The following is an 18,766-nucleotide window of genomic DNA, read 5'->3' on the forward strand; positions in this document are numbered from 1 at the left end:
CCAAATAGCCAAACCCAAAGAGATATTAATCAAAGATTTAACACAAGCTAAACACCTTTACTTCCCCATAACAAACCTCTATCTTAGGCGGGCGCGTTTATGTGGAAAAACAATGAAATTACTAAAACAAGCAAAGGCAATGGGAATGCCTGCGCAAGACAGTTACCAGGGACGCGGCTTTATTGGATTACTATTGATTCTGCTCTGTCTGCACCTCGTGCTGTTAAACACCACGATCAATCTATCCCTGTTTCGATTCTTTAACGGCATCGCGGCTTTTGCGCCCGTAGACCTGCTCCTACTCATCACAGATCTTGGTAATGGCGTCACCTTAGGGGTGATCACTCTCTGCTGTCTGGTCAAGCGCCCCGAGCTGCTAGTCAGAGTCATTATCGCAAGCGTGCTGTCGCTGATTTTGGTACCTCTGCTAAAACAGACCTTTGACGCTCCTCGCCCAGCCGCATTGCTGGAAACCCTAAATATTGTCGGCGAAATCCGTCTCACGCACAGTTTTCCATCTGGCCACACCGCCACCGCCTTTCTATTTGCCGGTACCCTGTTTTTTGCTTACAAGCAGACACAAATCAAGCTATTGGCAATCAGTTTCGCCGCCCTGATAGGTCTATCCCGCATTGTTGTGGGGGCTCACTGGCCAGAAGATGTGGTCATGGGCGCCTTCGTCGGTCTCTTTTGTGCCTACGCCGCGGCGCATTGCCCCGAAATCAGCTTATCTCAGCGCCATAAGGCCCTCATTCTGAGCTTTCTCTGGTGTGTGTTAGTCGTAAGTGAGTTAGACAAGAGTTTCGATAAAGAGGTCACTTGGTCAATCCTGACATTAAGATGGGGACTACTGAGCACGGCCGCAATCTTGATCTGGCGAGAGTATGGCACCGCGCAGCGAGTTAAACGCTGGCTAGCCACACAGAGCTAACGCTTAAGGTAACATTCACGCTTTCTTCACACTTTGCAGCCTACACTAGGCGCTTATTAGATGAAGAGATATGTGATGTTTCAACCAAATCAGACACTGACCAGCAGGGACAGTCCGCAGGCATTGACCACTGACCGCAACCACTATGGCATGCTGCTGTTCCTCTTCGGCATCCTGATGCTGCTCTGTTTGAATAAGGAGCTCAACCAAGGGCTCTTTGCCGCCATCAATGGCCTGTCACCACATCTTCCTCAATGGCTGCAACTTGGGATTACCGATTTAGGCCACGGCAGCACCTTAGGCACCATAGTGCTCATCTGTCTGCTGCGCCGCCCAGAGTTAATGCCCAGAGTATTGGTCGCTAGCCTGCTATCGATGATTTTAGTGCCACTGTTGAAACAATATTTTGATGCCCCCAGACCCGCTGCGACCCTCGATTTTCTCTATATCGTTGGCGAAACGCGCCTGAACTACAGTTTTCCCTCGGGCCACAGTACCAGCGCCTTTCTATTTGCAGGCACCCTTCTCATGGTGGCGCAGCAAAATAAAATTAAGCTGGCACTCCTGTTCGGAGCTAGCCTGATCGCCCTATCGCGCATCTTAGTCGGTGCTCACTGGCCAATCGACACACTGGCAGGCGCCTTGTTGGGACTTAGCTGCGCTTATCTGGCTTCGTTCGTTCCTCTGCTGCGCGTCAGCGACAGGCACTGGCGAATCATCTTAGGCATACTACTTATCACCCTGATGGTGTGCCAGTTTAAAGAGACTTCATCGCATATGGCGTGGCAGATCATTGGACTGCGCTGGGGATTGCTGATGCTGGCAACGGCGCTGCTGATCAGACAGCAGCTGAGATCTCAGCAGCAATTGACACTAGGTAAATGGGTGAAAGCCTGACCCACTTGCCTAATAGTAAAGGGGTGGGCAGCGGCTAACCAAGGACTCAAATTCAGACCTTAGATTAGCCTCCGCGCCGGGAAGTCCTAGCCTTAGTCTATGGTGACCTGGCCCTGAATATTGTCGAAGCTAAGGCTGCCAGAACCCGCCTCTATGATGTGCAAACCTTGAGAGCCCGCGACGCGAATACCGCCTGAACCATCATCTATGGTCACCTTACCCTCAACCTCTCTTACTTCGATGCCACCAGAACCGTCTTCAATCGTCACATCACCCTTGACCAACGCTATGCTAAGGTTACCTGAGCCGTCATTGATATCGATATTCCCCATCACATTAGTCAGGGTAATACTGCCAGAACCATCGTCGATACTGAGCTTTTTGCCACCGTCGATATCTATCGCTCCAGAACCATCTTCAATCTGCATATCCGCCAGCACGCCGCGAATCGCTATGGCACCTGAGCCATCATTAATATCCAGCTGCATGTGGGCTGGCACCTTGACCACAAGATCTATGTAAGGAGAACGGCTGCTCGAAAAAGAGAGTCGGCTGAATGAGTCGAAGTTAGCAACCAGCTTAGCCTTGTTACCAGAACGAACTAAGGTTAATTCTGGCTCGGCGCCGTCATAACCATAAATGTCTGCATCCAAAGTAATACTCTCTACCGACGCATCTCCGATCACCTTCAGGGCACCGGCCCCGGTGTGCGCCACCAGGGTATCTAATTCACTCGCTGCCAATGTCAATTGCACCTGCTTGTGATAGTCGAAGCTATCCCTTCCCGCGCTATTCACATTCACAATACATCCTGTGAGTCCGAAAATCAGAGCCGTAACCATAGCCAGTGAGCGAGCCAACATAAAAACCTTCCTTAATATCTGCTAAAAATTCCAAACGCCGCAGCGCTTTGCTAGCTCATCTAAAGCAGATAACATGCCAAAAGTTATCTAGTTGTTTTTAATATGTTATTATCCACAGAGTGGCATTTCGCTAAGGATATATCACCATCTCAATCGTGGGATTAGTTACTATTTAGTGAAATACATCATCAACTTATAAGGCAAAGGCATGGACTATTTAACCCTCAACCGAACAGCCTGGAACCACAGAACCCTAGAGCATCTGGACTCAAGCTTCTACGATGTGGATGGCTTTCTTGCCGGCAGCAGCTCGCTGCAGGAGATAGAACTGGCCGACCTGGAAGTGAAGGGGAAAAGCCTATTGCACCTGCAATGTCACTTCGGCTTGGATACCCTCTCCTTTGCGCGCATGGGTGCCAAGGTAACAGGGGTGGATCTCTCCGATACCGCCATCCATCATGCAAGACGACTGGCCGATGCCTGCCAGCTAACCGCAGACTTTATCTGTTGCGATCTTTACGAGGCCGCCGATCGACTGCAACAACAATTTGATATCGTCTATACCTCCTATGGCGCCCTCTGTTGGCTACCGGATCTCAGCCGCTGGGCCAAGCTGATTCATCAGTCGCTAAAGCCCGGTGGCCAGTTTTATATGGTGGAGTTTCACCCGGTACAGGCGCTGATGGAAGGCTACAGCTACTTTGCCCAGCAAGAGCCAGATGTGGAGGAGGAAGGCACCTATACGGAAAATGCCAGCGACAACAAACACACCATGGTGACCTGGCCACACTCTCTGGCCGATGTGATAAACGCTTTAGTTGGCGCAGGGCTGAGAATCGACGTCATACAGGAATATCCCTTCAGCCCCTATGACACCTTTGACAATCTGGTGACGGGTGAAAGTCTGGGGCTGACTAGTGACAGACCCAGATATTATCAATTGCATCAAGGCAAGCCCATTCCTCTGGTCTATAGCGTGTCGGCCAGCAAACCCGAGTAGCGAACTTTCCCTTGGAATAAAAAAAGCAGGCTAAGCCTGCTTTTTTGTTTAGTCTCTCAGCACGGGATAAACCCTGTACTGCTTGTCATAGTAAGGGCTACGCTCATAGAACCAACGCAGTCTCGCCTGGGCATCCTTGGCGAACTCAGGATCTTTTAACGCGGCCTCAAACTCGGCCGCCAGGGCTGGATCTTCTTTCAGCATCTTAACCGCCAAAGGCTCTACCGCATAATGCTCGATATATTCGGTACGGGTAAATATGGGATTAAAGAAGCCCCACTGTAGCAGCGAGTCGGGTGATTGCGGCTCCAACAAGAGAATGGCCAGGTCACCTAGTGGCTGCTGTGTGCTGATCTTTACAGTGCCAGCAGGCAACTCAAGCTTCGTCTTATGGCTCGATACGGGCGCAGAGACTCGCTGGCGTCCCTCGTAATCCTTAGCGGCAAACGTCGGCTCCCCAAATTGATATTGAGTCAGGGTCAACTCGGTGGGCTGCTCCAAACGCGTCATGCGTATGCCATGAATGTTCAGGCGCTCGATCACCTCTTGCCACTGGGGTGGAATATAGTAAGCCGAAGGGCGATTCACCTTAATCTCAGCCTGGGTATTACCGATAACGGATAAATTCTCATATAGCTTGGGCTCGCCGGTCCAACGCACTACCGTCTCACCACTAATGGGACTCTGCTCCAGGCGATAGTCGATCCCCTTGAAGTCCCATCCTTTAGGCTGCTTCTCCGACTGCCAGGTCAGAGTGATACGATCGCTATAGCGGTAGCTATCCTGCTTGATGGCACTGCGCAGCGACGTGCCCTGTTCACCTAAGATCTCCAGAGTCGATGCCAGCATCACATAGGTGCCGAGTACCCTCTGCTTAAAGGGCTTAAGGCTGTGATTTTCGATCAATATGGTGGGCAGATGGCGTGCGTCACCATAACCGTTTGAGTAACGTGGGCTCGCATTCCACAAGGACATGCCCTGACTCATGTCGCGATTGTCGATGGCAAACACCAAGGGGCCGGGCACATGCCCTTGAGCTGTCAGCGCCTGTTCGACCAAAGGTCGATACTTATCATTGAGCCAGCGATAACTGGCCGGGCTAAGTCCCTGAGCCAAGTTGTAGCCAAAGGTGACGTCATATTGATAGTCGATACCGTCGGTAACATGCACATCGATATAGAGATCTGGTTGCCAGCGATTAATCGCCGCCAACATATGCTGCATCTCTAAGCTATCGGCCTTGGCATAGTCACGGTTGAGGTTGAGGTTGTTGGCCGTGGTGCGCCAGCCCATCTCCACCGGGCCTCGTTGATTCACGCGATTAAATTGCCCGCTACGTTCATGGGCATCGACGCTGAAGATAGGTACAAACAGGAGATTCGCCCCATCTAGCAGGGCCTGCTTATCTCCCATAACCATGTCGCGCAGCAACATCATGCCCGCATCCTTGCCATCAATCTCACCCGAGTGAATACCTGCCTGCACCAGCAAACTGGGCTTGCCGTTAGCCTGCAGCTCCTCAGGAGTATTAACGCCCTCTTGCGATGCCACTATCATCCAGATATCCCGCCCCTGAGGGCTCTTGCCCAGCGAAACCTTGTGCAGCTTGTCGCTGGTGGCAATCAACTTATCCAACCAGCTAAAGGTCTCGTCATAGTTGGGGCTGGTTTTTAATCCCCCTAACTCGAAGGGCGTTGCCCAAGGGTCATCCAATCCACGCAGCAAGGTCTCGCTAGCCCCCTGCCAAGTGATGGTCGGCGGCAGGATGGCATCATTAACATAAGTACTATTTAACGAGGGTTGAGCCACTTGTGGATCGCTGGTTTCTGCCATGGCAGATGCGCCGAAGGCGGCAAGGCAGAGAAGTGTAGCGCGAGAATATAGGGACATCTTAGATTACCTAACGGCTTATTATTAGCCGATTATCTTTCAATAAATAACCTGCAAGTGCAATACCTTAGGCAATAAAAAGCCCGGCTTAAACCGGGCTTTTTGATTAACTCGCTAACGCTTATTCTTCAGAGGGTGACTCAGCAGCTTGTTGCGCCGCACCCTTTTTCTCGCGCTTACTAAAGATACGCTCGACGATCACGAAGAAGATAGGGATAAAGAAGATCCCCAGGAAGGTCGAACTCATCATACCGCCCAATACACCTGTACCGATGGCGTTCTGACTGCCCGAACCCACGCCCGAACTGATCGCCAGCGGGACAACACCAAGACCGAAGGCCAGTGAGGTCATCAGGATAGGACGCAAACGTACCCGCACCGCATGCAGAGTCGCATCCACCAATCCAGCGCCCTTATCGTAAAAGTCTTTGGCAAACTCAACGATCAGGATGGCGTTCTTGGTTGCCAAGCCCACGGTCGTCAGCAGACCCACCTGGAAGAATACGTCATTGGGCAAACCGCGACCATTCATCGCCAGTAAGGCACCGATAATCCCCAGCGGTACCACTAAGATCACCGCGAAGGGTACAGACCAGCTCTCATATAGAGCCGCCAGTACCAGGAAGACCACCAGAATAGACAAGGCATACAAGGCTGGCGCCTGGTTACCCGAGAGACGTTCCTCATAAGAGAGGCCGTTCCACTCAACACCAAATCCAGGTGGTAGCTTAGCCACCATAGCTTCGATGTCAGCCATAGCCGCACCCGTACTGTAACCCTGAGCCGTACCACCCTGGATGTTCATCGCAGGTAGACCGTTGAAACGCTCAAGACGCGGTGAACCGTATTCCCAACTGCCGGTTGCAAAGGCAGAGAATGGTACCATCTCACCCTGACTGTTACGCACATACCAGGTATCAAGATCTTCTGGCTGCATGCGGTATTCGGCATCACCCTGTACATAAACTTTCTTCACACGACCACGATCGATGAAGTCATTTACATAGCTACCACCCCAGGCGGTCCCCAGGACACTGTTTACGGCGTCGATGTCGATGCTCAAGGCACGAAGCTTAGCGTGATCGACATGAATACGGTACATAGGCGCATCTTCCTGACCGTTAGGACGCACGCCCACCAGGTTTGGATTTTGTGCAGCCATGCCCAGCAACATGTTACGGGCTTCGAGCAGCTTATCATGGCCTTGACCATTTCTATCTTGCAGATAGAAATCGAAACCGTTTGCCGTACCCAGCTCGATCACCGCAGGGGGCACGAAGGCAAATACAAAAGCTTCTTTAATCTGCGAGAACATGCCCATGGCTCGTCCAGCAACAGAATTCACATCCTGTCCAGGCCCAGTACGCTCTGACCAATCCTTCAAGCCAATGAAGGCAATACCCATGTTTTGTCCACTACCAGCAAAACTGAAGCCCGATACGCTAAACACCGACTTAACACTATCTCCCGTCTCATTGAGATAGAAGTCAGTGACCTTATCCATCACATTTTTGGTGCTTTCCTGAGTCGAGTTGGTCGGCAAAATAGCCTGGGTAAACAAAATACCTTGGTCTTCATCAGGTAAGAAGGCTGTCGGCATGCGCATGAAGATCCAGCCCACAGCAACGGTCAGGGCCAGATAGATCAACATGACGCGTCCGGCGCGCTTGATCATCGCTGCGACACTCGCCTCATAACGCGAGGTCATCTTGTCGAAGCTACGGTTAAACCAACCGAAGAAACCGGTTTCGATGCCATGATGCCCTTTGGCAATAGGTTTCAGCATGGTGGCACACAGGGCCGGCGTCAGAATAATCGCTACCATCACAGATAGCGCCATCGCCGATACGATAGTCACAGAGAACTGACGATAGATAACGCCGGTAGAACCCGACATAAACGCCATAGGCACAAATACCGCCGACAGTGTCAGACCGATACCCACCAAGGCGCCGGTGATCTGATCCATCGACTTCTTAGTGGCCTCAATAGGGCTCAAGCCCTCTTCTGACATCACACGTTCGACGTTCTCCACCACCACGATGGCATCATCCACCAGCAGACCGATGGCCAATACCATAGCGAACATGGTGAGGGTATTAATTGAGAAGCCGGTTGCCGACAAGATAGCAAAGGTACCGAGCAACACCACAGGTACCGCAATAGTCGGGATAATGGTGGCGCGAAAGTTCTGCAAGAAGAGGTACATGATCACAAACACCAGGACCACAGCTTCTAACAGAGTATGCACTACGCCCTCGATCGATTTCTCAACGAAAGGAGTTGTATCATATGGATAAACGACTTCAAGCCCCTGAGGGAAGAAGGGTTTCATCTCATCAACTTTTTCACGCACTAGCTCGGCGGTCTGCAAGGCGTTCGCACCGGTAGCCAACTTGATGCCTATACCTGCCGCTGGGCGGCCGTTATAGAAAGACTCGACCGAGTAACTCTCTGCACCTAGCTCGACACGCGCAACATCTTCGAGGAAAACCTTGGCACCAGAAGTGTCCGACTTGATGATAATCTTCTCAAACTCTTCTGGCGTCTGCAGACGACTCTGAGCTGTCACAGTAGCATTTAGCTCCTGACCCGCAATGGATGGCGCCCCCCCAAGCTGACCGGCAGATACCTGAGCATTCTGCTCACGAATCGAGGCTATGATGTCAAGGCTGGTAAGGTTGTATTGCGTCAGCTTAAGTGGGTCGAGCCATATACGCATGGCGTACTGAGCACCAAACAGCTGGATCTCACCCACACCCGCGACACGACTCATAGGATCCAAGACATTGGAACCCACGTAGTCAGAGATATCATTCTTGTCCAGAGAACCATCTTCTGAAACAAAGCCCAATACCATCAAGAAACCCGAGCTGGATTTGTTAACCTTAACCCCTTGCGCCTGCACTTCTTGAGGTAACAGAGGCATAGCAAGTTGTAACTTGTTCTGCACCTGAACCTGAGCGATATCAGGCTCTGCCTCGGCATTAAAGGTCAAGGTGATCTGAGCATTACCAAAGCTGTCACTGGTTGACGAGATATAACGTAGATGGTCAATACCCGTCATACGCTGCTCGATCACCTGAGTCACAGTATCTTCCATGGTTTTAGCAGATGCGCCTGGATAAACAGCACTAATCGTCACTGTTGGCGGTGCGATACTCGGGTATTGAGACACGGGAAGCTTCATAATAGAAAGCACCCCGGCCAACATAACAATAATTGCAATCCCCCAGGCAAAGATAGGGCGATCGATGAAAAAACGAGCCATAACTTTACCTTACTTTTGTTGTTGCTTGTCTGATTGCGTCTCACTTAACGGCTTAGCCACCACGGGAGCACCCGGACGAATCTTTTGTAGCCCTTCGACAATCACCTGCTCACCAACCTTGAGACCACTGGTAATACGCCACTGATGGTCAATCACCTCAGCGGTGGTTACCACTCTTGGCTCAACCTTATTATCAGCACCAATCACCATGGCGACGGCCTGGCCCTTGGTATTACGGGTTATCGCCGACTGTGGTACCAAGATAGCCTTAGGATCTGTGCCCGCATTGAGCACGGCGCGAACATACATACCAGGAAGCAAAACACCATCTGGATTAGGGAACTCAGCTCTTAATGTCACAGAACCGGTATTCTCATCCACGCTGACTTCGGCGAATCTAAGAGACCCCATATGCTCATATACGGTGCCATCTTCCAAGATCAGACGCACATCGGCGTTATCGGCCGCCTGCAACTGGCCCTGCTTAAGCTTGGCTTTTAAACGCAATAACTGGGCGCTTGACTGGGCGATATCCACATTGATGGGATCCAACTGCTGGATCGTCGCCAGTGCAGCACTCTGATTGGCTGTCACTAGGGCACCAGCGGTCACCGATGACTTACCGATACGGCCAGAGATAGGCGCCTTCACCTGAGTGTATTCCAGGTTGATCTTAGCGGTATTGATAGCCGCTTTAGCCACAGTCACATTAGCCTGAGCCTCTTTATAAAGAGCATCGGCTTCATCAAAATCTTGCTGGCTAATGGCATCTGTCTTAATCAATGCCTTGTATCTAGCAGCCTTAGCCTTAGCCGATACTAAACCAGCATTGGCTCTCGCCAGATCCGCCTCGGCACTAACCAAAGCAGCCCTGTATGTAGAAGAGTCGATTTGATAGAGCGACTGACCTTCGGTCACCTCTCCCCCTTCAACAAAGCCACGCTCGGTAATGATACCTGTGACCTGGGGGCGTACTTCCGCTTCAAGAAACGCTTTGCTGCGACCCGGTAGTTCCACTTGAATAGCCTGAGGTTGCTCAACAACCTTTACCACGCCAACTTCCATACTCTGAGGGGCTGCAGCAGACTGACCTTGGTTCTCGTCTTGGCCACAACCTGTTATCCATAACGCCACACTAACTAACGAGGCAATTTTCACTATTTGCCGCATGAGAACTCCTAATCAAAGCCGCAACAAAAAACACCCATGCACAAATGAGTGCTATGGGGTTGTCTTGTATAAGCAAGTTTATAAAATAGATCGAGATGACTATTTATCTCATACCTTGCTGGGGGCAACAAGAACTTAAGGGTGTAGATATTGTAAGTTAATGCAAATTTTTATTTTTAATCACGCCACATTGTAAAAACATAGTTAAATATGGCGCATTATTCCGCCGTTTTAGTGTTTTTTGTGTCTACCTTGTGATCTACCTCCCTCTTGGATGATGAAAAGCAACACCAAAATATATATAGCGTTTAGCCTTATATATTCATACTTTTTCACATCTTTATTTCATCAGTTCATCTGCTGCGATAAGGCCGTTCACAACTTCTCCTTATAGTCGGCTCATCGGCCAAATAACCCGCTAGATGAGATAATGATGATGAAGACTTTAACCCAGATAAAATACTCGCTCCTCCTTGGCAGCCTGCTGGTATCTACTGGCATTATGGCGACGCCACAAGACTCCCAATTATTGGGCGGCACGGTAACCGGCAAGCTGACGTTCGCTTCAGACTATGTCTTTCGTGGTGAATCAGAAACCATGGACGGCGATGTCCCTGTTGTACAAGGCACCTTAGGCTGGGGTAACGATAAGGGATGGTATGGCGGCGTGTACGCCTCAAATATCAAGTTTGCCGATCCCAACCTCGAAATAGTCACGGCTCCTTATATTGGTAAGGCGGGCACCTTCGGCGACTCAGGTATTACCTATGATGTCATGCTCTTCTCCTACCTCTACCCAGGCGCCTCCTACTCCAACTACACAGAGTTATGGCTTAAGGTCGGTAAGCAGTTCGGCCGAACCAACTTACAACTGGAAGTGACGCCCACCGTCGATGACTGGTTTGGTGTCGATGGCTGGCAAGGGGTCAACTACGCCATCCACCCAAGTTACCAGTTCGACAATGGCATTAACCTCTCGGCAAGTGTCGGCTATCAGGATTTAGACGGTAACGGCGCCGAAGGCTGGGGACATTGGAACCTAGGTGTCAGCAAAACGTTTGCCGGCCTGAGTTTCGATCTTAGATACCACGGCAGTACGGTAGATGAGAGCCATAAAGTCTACGGCACACAAACCAAGATTTTTGATGACCGAGTAGTCATCGGCGTTAGTAAGAGCTTTTAGTCACAGTAATATAGTTTCCATCTCTGCACGTTTTGCCAGCCCCTAAAAAGGCTGGCTTTTTTGCACATGGATGGACAGAGAGGGCATTTCCCCTTCCATGAGGGTCAGAATATTTATCCCCGGTGCTCAAGGCCTTTGGTGTTCCCGGCATCAAGTGGTATTTCCTTTATCCAAGAATATCAGTGCACATGGAGTAATATAGCTAAATACGGTTATCACCCACGCCGCAGGCAAGAATACGACTGATCTCGGCCAGCGAGCGGCCCGATTGCGCTTGCCACTCATTGAAGACCGCCTGCACCTGTTCTAATCCCCGCTTAGAGGTAAATCCATAGTCGATAAGCTTATGGGCCTGAAAATACCCTTTAACATCCTCGCTCAGAAGAAAGGTATCTTTGCCTATGGTACGTAAAAAATAGGGGCCGGTATTTCCCCCTAGGCGACAACCTAAACGTTTCAGTTCACTCCACAAGCCTATGATATTGTCACAGGGCCAATCGGCGATGTACTTGGCAAAGCTACCATGAGCCAGCTTAATCTCATGGATCATCAAGGCATTATCATAAATCGCCATGGTCTTTTTCAGGTGTCGAATCAAGCAGGGGTCACTGGCGCGCTGCTGAATCTGCTCGGGTGACAGCATTAAGATTTTATGAGGTTCGAAACCGAAAAAAGCCTCTTCATAGGCAGGCCACTTGTTCTCAACAATGCGCCACACAAACCCAGACTGAAACACCTTCTTGCTAAGCTCTGATAAGAGTTCGGCATCTGAATATTGAGCAATCTGAGATTGCGTTATAACCTCAGGCAGCCGCTCGGCCAGTCCCAGCTCTCCTCCCTTGCGCTCACAAGCACGCTGGTAGAGGCTATCGAAAGTTTCTTGTCGCGCCATCTTTACTGCTTTTCCTTATTAGCTAGATATTCTCCGATACGCACCCTGCCGCCACTAAGATCAGCCTGATTGGCTCAATTGGTTTACAAGCAAGGCAAATAACTCATGTTATCGGATGTTTTTACAACTATAGTAAACAATAACCCCTATTTATGGCGAAAATTCGCCTTGGCAGAGAGGTTTCCATGGATGCAGCTCAACTCTATCGCATGCTCGTCTTCGCCAGCGTCGTAGAACAGGGATCGCTGACACGAGCGGCAGATTCACTCAACATCAGCCGTTCCATGGTCAGCCAACATCTCAAGCGGTTAGAAGATCGCTGTCAGTATAGCCTGTTACATCGTACCACTCGGCGAATCGCACTCACTCAGGAGGGTGAAGCCTTTTATCACTACTGCGCCGAGTTGCTCAAACTCGCCAAGCAGGCTGAAGCTTCTATTATTCCCGCTAACGACCAACTGCAAGGCAGCGTCACTCTTACCGTACCTGAATCGCTTGGTGAACAGATTATCGCGCCAATCCTCAAGGCATACCACCAGCGTTACCCTCAGGTGCACCTGTCTCTATTACTCCAAGATAGCCAGCTTGACCTGGCGGAACATCAGATAGATATCGCCATTCAAATCGGCAAGAGCAATGGTGCAGAAACCAGGGCAACTAAGCTAACCCAGTATCACGAACGCTTAGTCGCAAACCCTGATTATATTTCACGTCACGGCGCCCCCTTGCACCCGGACAACCTGGCCCACCATCAATGGATCTTGCTGTCCAATAATCAATTGCCCAAACACTGCCAATTTGAAAATAGCGATGGCGACAGTTTCAAACTGCAACTCACCCCTTTTATCAACTGCAATAGCCTACAGGGAAGTCTAAGCCTGGCATGCCAAGGACTGGGGCTGACACTCTTGCCCGACCCAGTGATCAAACCCTACTTAGCCAATGGGGATCTAGTGCAGCTCTTACCCGACTACCATATAGGATGTGCCGCGCTCTATCTGGTTCACCCCTATGCAGAGGTGATCCCCCCCAGAGTCATGGCTATGATTAGCTTGCTTAGCGAGCGACTGACAACGGCTGAAGAGCTTTAAACAGCGATAAAAAGCAGGCCAGATAATGGATTTCGAACTACCATTAACTTATTGGTTCTGGGCAAATGGGAGGTGCATTTGATGGAACTGTTTTACCATCCCTTGTCACGATATTCCCAAAAAGTCTTGATTGCCCTCTACGAGAAACAAGCCAATTTTTATCCTAGGGTGATCGAACTCAGCGATCCCTTCTCGCGTAATGAATTTAAGCAGCAATTTCCCTTGGGTAAGCTACCACTGCTCAAGACTCGCACCGGAGAGTTATTACCCGAATCCAGCATCATCATAGACTACATAGATCATGAGTTTGCCACAGGCACCCAACTACTTCCCCAGAGTTATGCGGAGCGACTTCAGGTGCGTCTATATGATCGCATCATAGACAACGACTTAAATAATCAACTCTATCTATTGGAGCAAATTGATGCGCGGAAAGAGGAAAACCCGATAAAGGTGAAGCAGTTAGAAAAAGATATCGCTCACTTGCTAAGCGAGCTGAACAACAAATTAATGGAACATCACTGGCTCTGCGGTGACGCTTTCACCATGGCAGATTGCGCCTTGATCCCCTGCCTGATCCATGCCAAACATCGCTTTAAACTCTACCAGTTCGATCCCTTAGACAGATACCTGAATCAAGCCCATATTCGGGGAGCCTGGATTCAAGTGCAAGAGGAGATAGACCTAATACAGGCCGCAGTGCAAGCCGGCTTCCGCCCCATTCCCTAGGGTCAGCTAACTTTTATCATTTGTTTCTTCGCCAGTTTGAAATCGATCTATATAGGCAGAGTCGACACTGTCATCTAACCAAGCCAGAGATAGCAAAGAAGAGATAAACAACATAAGCAGACCAAAGCGTTAACCTCAACCTGTACTACTTAATATGACAAGCATCCAGCTTTTCAGCGTCAGTCCAGCCAAGCAGTAAAAAATCGTTCCTGACGATCTCTTACTACTCACCATTTATATCGTCAAATTAGGTAGCATGGCTCGCGCGGCGAACAAAACCCGTTTAGCTTGAACAGAAATCAAACCTGAAAGATAAACTGTTCCTAAGCAAGGTTTCTCTCTTTTTTAAGCGTGAGGAATGCCTTCCATTTCTCCACTTCCGGCGGCAAGCTGGGCGCTGGACCGTCAAACCCCGCCTCTTTCAACATCTCTTCAATAGGCACCTGTTTGCGGTTATTCACAAAGACTCCGCGAACATGCACTATGCAGTGCAGCGTACCTTCACTGACAAAGCGCTGCTCCACATAGAAATATTTCTCATCCCAGCCCACGACCTTGCTCTCGATATCGAAGCGGCGCAAAGGTTTGATGTCACGTATATAGGTAAATTCGGCGGCGTTAACGATCGGCAACCACTTAAGCTTCAAAAAACGCTTAAGCAATCCCATCTCGGCAAGCATATAGGTGCGCGCCAGATCCATCAGCGCAGGATAACGAGAATTGGTCAGGTGAAAGTTAATGTCACAATCCAACGGTAAGGCACGATAACTGATCTTGCTCGTTCCCAAAAAATCGATACGACCACAGTGACGCACACGCCAAAACATCAACCAAAACAAACGAAAATAAAGATTCATCTCACTCTGCCCCCAAAAATGAAGGCAAAAAGGCTAACAGAGGTCAGACCAGGAGACAAGCAAGATCGTACAGAGGTGGTAAACCACCTCTGACGCTATCAATACTATTTGGCTTTCAGAGTCAGCAGATGTTCGGCGTACACCTTGACGTCATCCCAGTCAGTGTAATCGATAACGGCTTTCGGATCGGTCGGGCCGTCGGTGATCTTCATGATCAGCTGAATCATCCATCTGTCATACCAACGCCAGGAGGGATAATCCACCTTACCGGCAATCACCTTAACGTCATAGGGTTTCCAGGGTGAGAGTTCGATAAACTTCTGCAGATACTTGTTGTTCTCTGGCACTCGCTTCTCAGGATTGCGCGCGACTACGTTTACACTAAAGAAACTGTTGGGTTTGGCCGCCAATTCAGCCTGATAACGAGTAGCAAATTCAAACACAGACTTATGATAACTACCGTAAAGTACACAGGCCCCTAGAGCGACATAGTCATACTTACCCCAATCAATACTGTCGAACTCGCCAATACGCATGGCATCACAGCTGTGGCCTAACCCACTCAAGTGCGTCGCCATCGCCTGGGCTATCTTGGCCGTATGGCCACCGCGAGAATAGTAAACAATTAGTACTGAAGCCATAAACGACTCATCTGTATCGGAAAAGATAACCACATTGTTGCAGTAAAGTGCCGCAGAAACATCAAATTGGATCACAATTTAGTTAAGGATTTTGTGAAATACACCACCAATTAGATATTTTACTCAAGGTAAAATAGACGCAAAATATAGAGCAATTCACATAAGACACGAGTCGGCGTAGGTTTGAGTTATCAATCCGTGCTAAGTATCATTGCTTCCACTTCCTAATTCAATTAGAATCATCTAATTAAAAGAGTACATAGAGAGTTGCCGTATGCAAAAAGATATTGATGTAAATGCAATGGTCACCAATGCTCAAAGCGCAGCAAAATGGCTTAAAGCGATAGCAAATCCATATAGATTGATGATCTTATGCCAGCTGCTCGATAATGAACTTAGCGTTACTCAGCTAAATGAAAACGTGCCCTTGAGCCAGTCTGCACTGTCACAACACCTGGCGGTATTGCGCGCCGAAGATCTGGTCGCCACTCGTAAGAGTTCACAGATCGTCTACTACACGCTGAAGAACGAGCAAGTCACCGAGGTGATTTCGATTCTCTACAAGCGCTACTGCGCATAGCCCTTGCGAAATAGAAAGCCTTTAACGCTCGCTAAAGGCTTTCGCAAATTCCCGCACCTTGTCCCAATCGGTAAACTCGAAGGTACCTGAAGTATCTGTCGGGCCTTTAGTGATCCACATGATAAAACGGATCATAAACTTATCGAAGAAGCGATATTTGGGGTAATCGATCTTGCCAGCAAACACCCCAAGTTGCTGCGGCTGCCATAATGACAGCTGCAAAAATTTCTTCATATAAGGGTTGGTTTCTGGCGTGTTTTTCTCTGGCTTTCTGGCCACCACATTCACAGTAAAGAAGGCGTTCTTCTTACTGTTAAGCACGGCTCTGTGACGATTCACATACTGGAACAGTTCAGGTCTGTGTTTACCATAACGTATACTGGCCCCTATGATGACCTTATCAAAATAGGAAAGGTTAACCGACTGCGCCTCTTCCAGGCTGACCATGGTTACCAGTTGAGTATCAGACTTGCACTGCTCGGCAATCTGATCACAGATGGCTTTCGTCTGACCATCTACGGTCGAATATATAATTAGGGTACGACTCATTAATTCTTCCAAAAAGTCGGCGTAAACAACACCAATAAGGTAAACACTTCCAGCCGCCCGAATAGCATGGCCACCACCAGCACCCACTTCTCACCATCACCGATACTGGCATAGTTGCTGGCCACCTCGCCGAGCCCTGGCCCCAGGTTATTCAAACAAGCCGCCGTGGCACTAAAAGCCGTAATATTATCCATGCCCAGCGCCATCAGGATCAACATACAAACCACAAAAACGAGGGCATAGGCAGAGAAGAACCCCCACACGGCATCGATAACCCTATCGGGCAAGGCCTTGCCACTAATACGTATCGAAAACATGCCTCTTGGGTGCACCAGGCGTTTCAGTTCACGGGAGCCCTGTAACAAGAGTAATATCATCCGCATCACCTTGATACCACCCGCAGTTGAACCGCCACATCCCCCAATGAAACTAGAGAATATCAATAACATGGGCAGAAATAGCGGCCACATATGAAAGCTTTCTGTGCCAAAACCGGCAGTGGTAGAGATAGAAACCGCCTGGAACAGGGCAAAGTCAAATGTCTCCTCGGCGCTGTCATAAATACCGGACTGATAAAGTGTGCCAAAACAGATCAGCGTCAGCGCCAGCTGAATCACAATCAAGGCCTTAAATTCGGCGTCTCGAAAATAAACCTTAAGATTAATGCCCCGGCGGGTAAAGGCGGCAAAGTGCAGGCTGAAATTCAGCGCTGCAATCAACAAGAACACCACACACACCATGTTGATCGCCGTGCTATCAAAGTAGCCCATGCTGGCATCATGGGTCGAGAAACCGCCGATGGCAATGGTCGAAAAAGAGTGACAGATGGCATCAAACACATCCATACCCGCAATCCAATAGGCAAAGGCACAGGCGATGGTCAAGGCAAGATAGATGTACCAGAGCGCCTTAGCGGTCTCGGCGATCCGCGGCGTCATCTTACTGTCTTTTACAGGCCCAGGGATCTCCGCTCTATAGAGCTGCATCCCGCCAATACCGAGTACTGGCAAGATCGCCACCGCCAATACAATGATCCCCATGCCACCGAGCCACTGAAGTAGATGGCGGTAGAAGAGAATAGCCTTAGGTAAACTGTCCAGGCCAACTAAAACCGTTGCCCCTGTGGTGGTTAATGCGGAAAACGATTCGAAAAAGCTATCTGTTAACGAGAGATCGGGTTGGCTGGAAAAGATAAAAGGCACGGCACCTATAGATCCCAGTACGCCCCAGAAAAGCACCACCAACAAAAAGCCTTCTCGGGTACGCAGATCTTTCTTGTGGCGACGATTGGGATACCAGAACACAAAACCAAGCAACAAGCTGAGAACAAAGGCTTGAAGAAAGGCGGTACCACCGCCATCTTTGTAGATCACGGCAACCAGCGCTGGCGGCAGAAGCGACAAAGAAAACAACCCCATCAAGAGGCCTGTAATTCTTATAATGGTTCTATATTGCATTAGGGCGTTTTTATTATTCCGTTAGCGATGACGCACTTGCGCATTCTCGCATAGTTTAACCACGCTGTTGTATAAAATTTATTGGGTCCGTATCGCCAAAAGGAAAATATTTACCGAAAGCCTTGAACTAGACCAGCGCTAATCGGCGAAATCCGCCTCTAATCGGCCCTGACTTAACGTCGCCAGCTCACGATTGAATCGTGCCTGCATCGCTTTTGGCATTTCAAAGGTCAATGTCACCTTATCGGTAAACACTTTATCATTCACCTCTGCCTCACACAGTTGCAGAAAGTGTTCTACATCTTTGAGTTGGTGATAGTCACATACGAGGCGACCCGGATAGCGGATCAGCTTGATCTCAGTTTGCAGCTGAGTAAGTCCCTGTTTTATCCCCGAGCTATAGGCCCGTACTAAACCGCCCACTCCCAACTTAGTGCCACCAAAATAGCGTACAACGATGGCACCAATCTCTCCCATGTGAGCCCCTTGCAGCGTGGCCAACATGGGACGCCCAGCACTACCTGAGGGCTCGCCATCATCACTACTGCCCATGGCCACGTTATTGTCAGGCGCACCTGCGATAAAAGCATAGCAATAGTGATTTGCTCCAGGGTATAGCGCCTTAATGTTAGTGAGTGCACACTTCAGCGATTCTTCCGATGGACAGTGAAATAGAAAAGAGATAAAGCGGCTATGCTTTATCTCTTCTTCTATGGTGATCGGCTCGGCCGGAATAGGATAACTCTCGCTCAACAACCCTTACCT

The 18,766-nt window shown here is 49.5% G+C and carries 17 protein-coding genes; 7 read left to right on the forward strand and 10 right to left on the reverse strand.

All coding sequences use genetic code 11. From position 1 onward, the window contains the following. The first annotated feature begins 112 nt into the window (after positions 1 to 112). Together NY07_RS08480 and NY07_RS08485 are read left to right on the forward strand one after the other, a co-directional pair. On the forward strand, positions 113 to 931 hold the full coding sequence (locus NY07_RS08480) for a phosphatase PAP2 family protein (protein ID WP_033538915.1): 819 nt from the start codon (positions 113 to 115) through the stop codon (positions 929 to 931). Positions 932 to 1,006: 75 nt separating this feature from the next. Continuing rightward, positions 1,007 to 1,828 (forward strand): phosphatase PAP2 family protein, encoded by an 822-nt coding sequence (locus tag NY07_RS08485; protein WP_161783158.1) that lies wholly within the window; start codon positions 1,007 to 1,009, stop codon positions 1,826 to 1,828. 92 nt (positions 1,829 to 1,920) lie between these two features. On the opposite strand, the gene NY07_RS08490 is transcribed toward NY07_RS08485, so the two are convergent. Then, positions 1,921 to 2,631 carry a hypothetical protein gene (locus NY07_RS08490; protein ID WP_309147289.1) on the reverse strand — a complete coding sequence of 237 codons (711 nt, stop codon included), beginning with the start codon at positions 2,629 to 2,631 and terminating at the stop codon, positions 1,921 to 1,923. Positions 2,632 to 2,899: 268 nt separating this feature from the next. Between NY07_RS08490 and NY07_RS08495 the strand changes: the two genes are divergently transcribed. Beyond that, complete coding sequence (locus NY07_RS08495; protein WP_033538917.1) at positions 2,900 to 3,691, forward strand: class I SAM-dependent methyltransferase; 792 nt, start codon at positions 2,900 to 2,902, stop codon at positions 3,689 to 3,691. A 48-nt stretch (positions 3,692 to 3,739) separates the two neighbouring features. On the opposite strand, the gene NY07_RS08500 is transcribed toward NY07_RS08495, so the two are convergent. The 3 genes from NY07_RS08500 to NY07_RS08510 all read right to left on the reverse strand — a co-directional run bounded on the left by NY07_RS08500 (position 3,740) and on the right by NY07_RS08510 (position 10,022). Continuing rightward, the gene (locus tag NY07_RS08500) at positions 3,740 to 5,581 is read right to left on the reverse strand and encodes a M14 family metallopeptidase (RefSeq protein WP_033538918.1); all 1,842 of its coding nucleotides are present in this window, start codon (positions 5,579 to 5,581) and stop codon (positions 3,740 to 3,742) included. A 121-nt stretch (positions 5,582 to 5,702) separates the two neighbouring features. Then, complete coding sequence (locus NY07_RS08505) at positions 5,703 to 8,852, reverse strand: efflux RND transporter permease subunit (protein WP_033538919.1); 3,150 nt, start codon at positions 8,850 to 8,852, stop codon at positions 5,703 to 5,705. A gap of 9 nt (positions 8,853 to 8,861) precedes the next feature. After that, on the reverse strand, positions 8,862 to 10,022 hold the full coding sequence (locus NY07_RS08510; protein WP_033538920.1) for an efflux RND transporter periplasmic adaptor subunit: 1,161 nt from the start codon (positions 10,020 to 10,022) through the stop codon (positions 8,862 to 8,864). Positions 10,023 to 10,458: 436 nt separating this feature from the next. On the opposite strand from NY07_RS08510, the gene NY07_RS08515 reads away from it, so the two are divergent. Further along, the gene (locus NY07_RS08515) at positions 10,459 to 11,205 is read left to right on the forward strand and encodes a TorF family putative porin (RefSeq protein WP_033538986.1); all 747 of its coding nucleotides are present in this window, start codon (positions 10,459 to 10,461) and stop codon (positions 11,203 to 11,205) included. 202 nt (positions 11,206 to 11,407) lie between these two features. Here NY07_RS08515 and NY07_RS08520 read toward each other — a convergent pair whose 3' ends face one another. Then, positions 11,408 to 12,097 carry a DNA-3-methyladenine glycosylase I gene (locus NY07_RS08520; protein WP_033538921.1) on the reverse strand — a complete coding sequence of 230 codons (690 nt, stop codon included), beginning with the start codon at positions 12,095 to 12,097 and terminating at the stop codon, positions 11,408 to 11,410. Between the two features lie 185 nt (positions 12,098 to 12,282). Here NY07_RS08520 and NY07_RS08525 point away from each other — a divergent pair, with 185 nt between their 5' ends. Both NY07_RS08525 and NY07_RS08530 read left to right on the forward strand, forming a co-directional pair. Beyond that, positions 12,283 to 13,188 carry a LysR family transcriptional regulator gene (locus NY07_RS08525; RefSeq protein WP_033538922.1) on the forward strand — a complete coding sequence of 302 codons (906 nt, stop codon included), beginning with the start codon at positions 12,283 to 12,285 and terminating at the stop codon, positions 13,186 to 13,188. Between the two features lie 81 nt (positions 13,189 to 13,269). Continuing rightward, positions 13,270 to 13,917: a glutathione S-transferase family protein gene (locus NY07_RS08530; protein WP_033538923.1), complete on the forward strand. Its 648-nt coding sequence runs from the start codon at positions 13,270 to 13,272 to the stop codon at positions 13,915 to 13,917. A 323-nt stretch (positions 13,918 to 14,240) separates the two neighbouring features. Here the strand turns inward: NY07_RS08530 and NY07_RS08535 are convergent, their stop codons facing one another. Together NY07_RS08535 and hemG (NY07_RS08540) are read right to left on the reverse strand one after the other, a co-directional pair. Beyond that, positions 14,241 to 14,774: a thioesterase family protein gene (locus NY07_RS08535; protein WP_033538924.1), complete on the reverse strand. Its 534-nt coding sequence runs from the start codon at positions 14,772 to 14,774 to the stop codon at positions 14,241 to 14,243. Positions 14,775 to 14,878: 104 nt separating this feature from the next. Continuing rightward, a complete protein-coding gene (gene hemG, locus NY07_RS08540; RefSeq protein WP_033538987.1) occupies positions 14,879 to 15,415 on the reverse strand; it encodes a menaquinone-dependent protoporphyrinogen IX dehydrogenase in 537 nt (178 codons plus the stop codon). Between the two features lie 274 nt (positions 15,416 to 15,689). On the opposite strand from hemG (NY07_RS08540), the gene NY07_RS08545 reads away from it, so the two are divergent. Beyond that, positions 15,690 to 15,995 carry an ArsR/SmtB family transcription factor gene (locus tag NY07_RS08545; protein WP_033538925.1) on the forward strand — a complete coding sequence of 102 codons (306 nt, stop codon included), beginning with the start codon at positions 15,690 to 15,692 and terminating at the stop codon, positions 15,993 to 15,995. Positions 15,996 to 16,016: 21 nt separating this feature from the next. On the opposite strand, the gene hemG (NY07_RS08550) is transcribed toward NY07_RS08545, so the two are convergent. The 3 genes from hemG (NY07_RS08550) to NY07_RS08560 all read right to left on the reverse strand — a co-directional run bounded on the left by hemG (NY07_RS08550) (position 16,017) and on the right by NY07_RS08560 (position 18,754). Continuing rightward, positions 16,017 to 16,544, reverse strand: a complete 528-nt coding sequence (hemG, locus tag NY07_RS08550; RefSeq protein WP_033538926.1) for a menaquinone-dependent protoporphyrinogen IX dehydrogenase — start codon at positions 16,542 to 16,544, stop codon at positions 16,017 to 16,019. Then, complete coding sequence (locus NY07_RS08555) at positions 16,544 to 18,001, reverse strand: TrkH family potassium uptake protein (protein WP_033538927.1); 1,458 nt, start codon at positions 17,999 to 18,001, stop codon at positions 16,544 to 16,546. The genes hemG (NY07_RS08550) and NY07_RS08555 overlap by 1 nt, the downstream gene beginning before the upstream one ends. 138 nt (positions 18,002 to 18,139) lie before the next feature. Next, positions 18,140 to 18,754, reverse strand: a complete 615-nt coding sequence (locus NY07_RS08560; RefSeq protein ID WP_033538988.1) for a YigZ family protein — start codon at positions 18,752 to 18,754, stop codon at positions 18,140 to 18,142. Positions 18,755 to 18,766 lie beyond the last annotated feature (12 nt).

Source organism: Shewanella sp. ECSMB14101, from assembly GCF_000773485.1.
Taxonomy (GTDB): domain Bacteria; phylum Pseudomonadota; class Gammaproteobacteria; order Enterobacterales; family Shewanellaceae; genus Shewanella; species Shewanella marisflavi.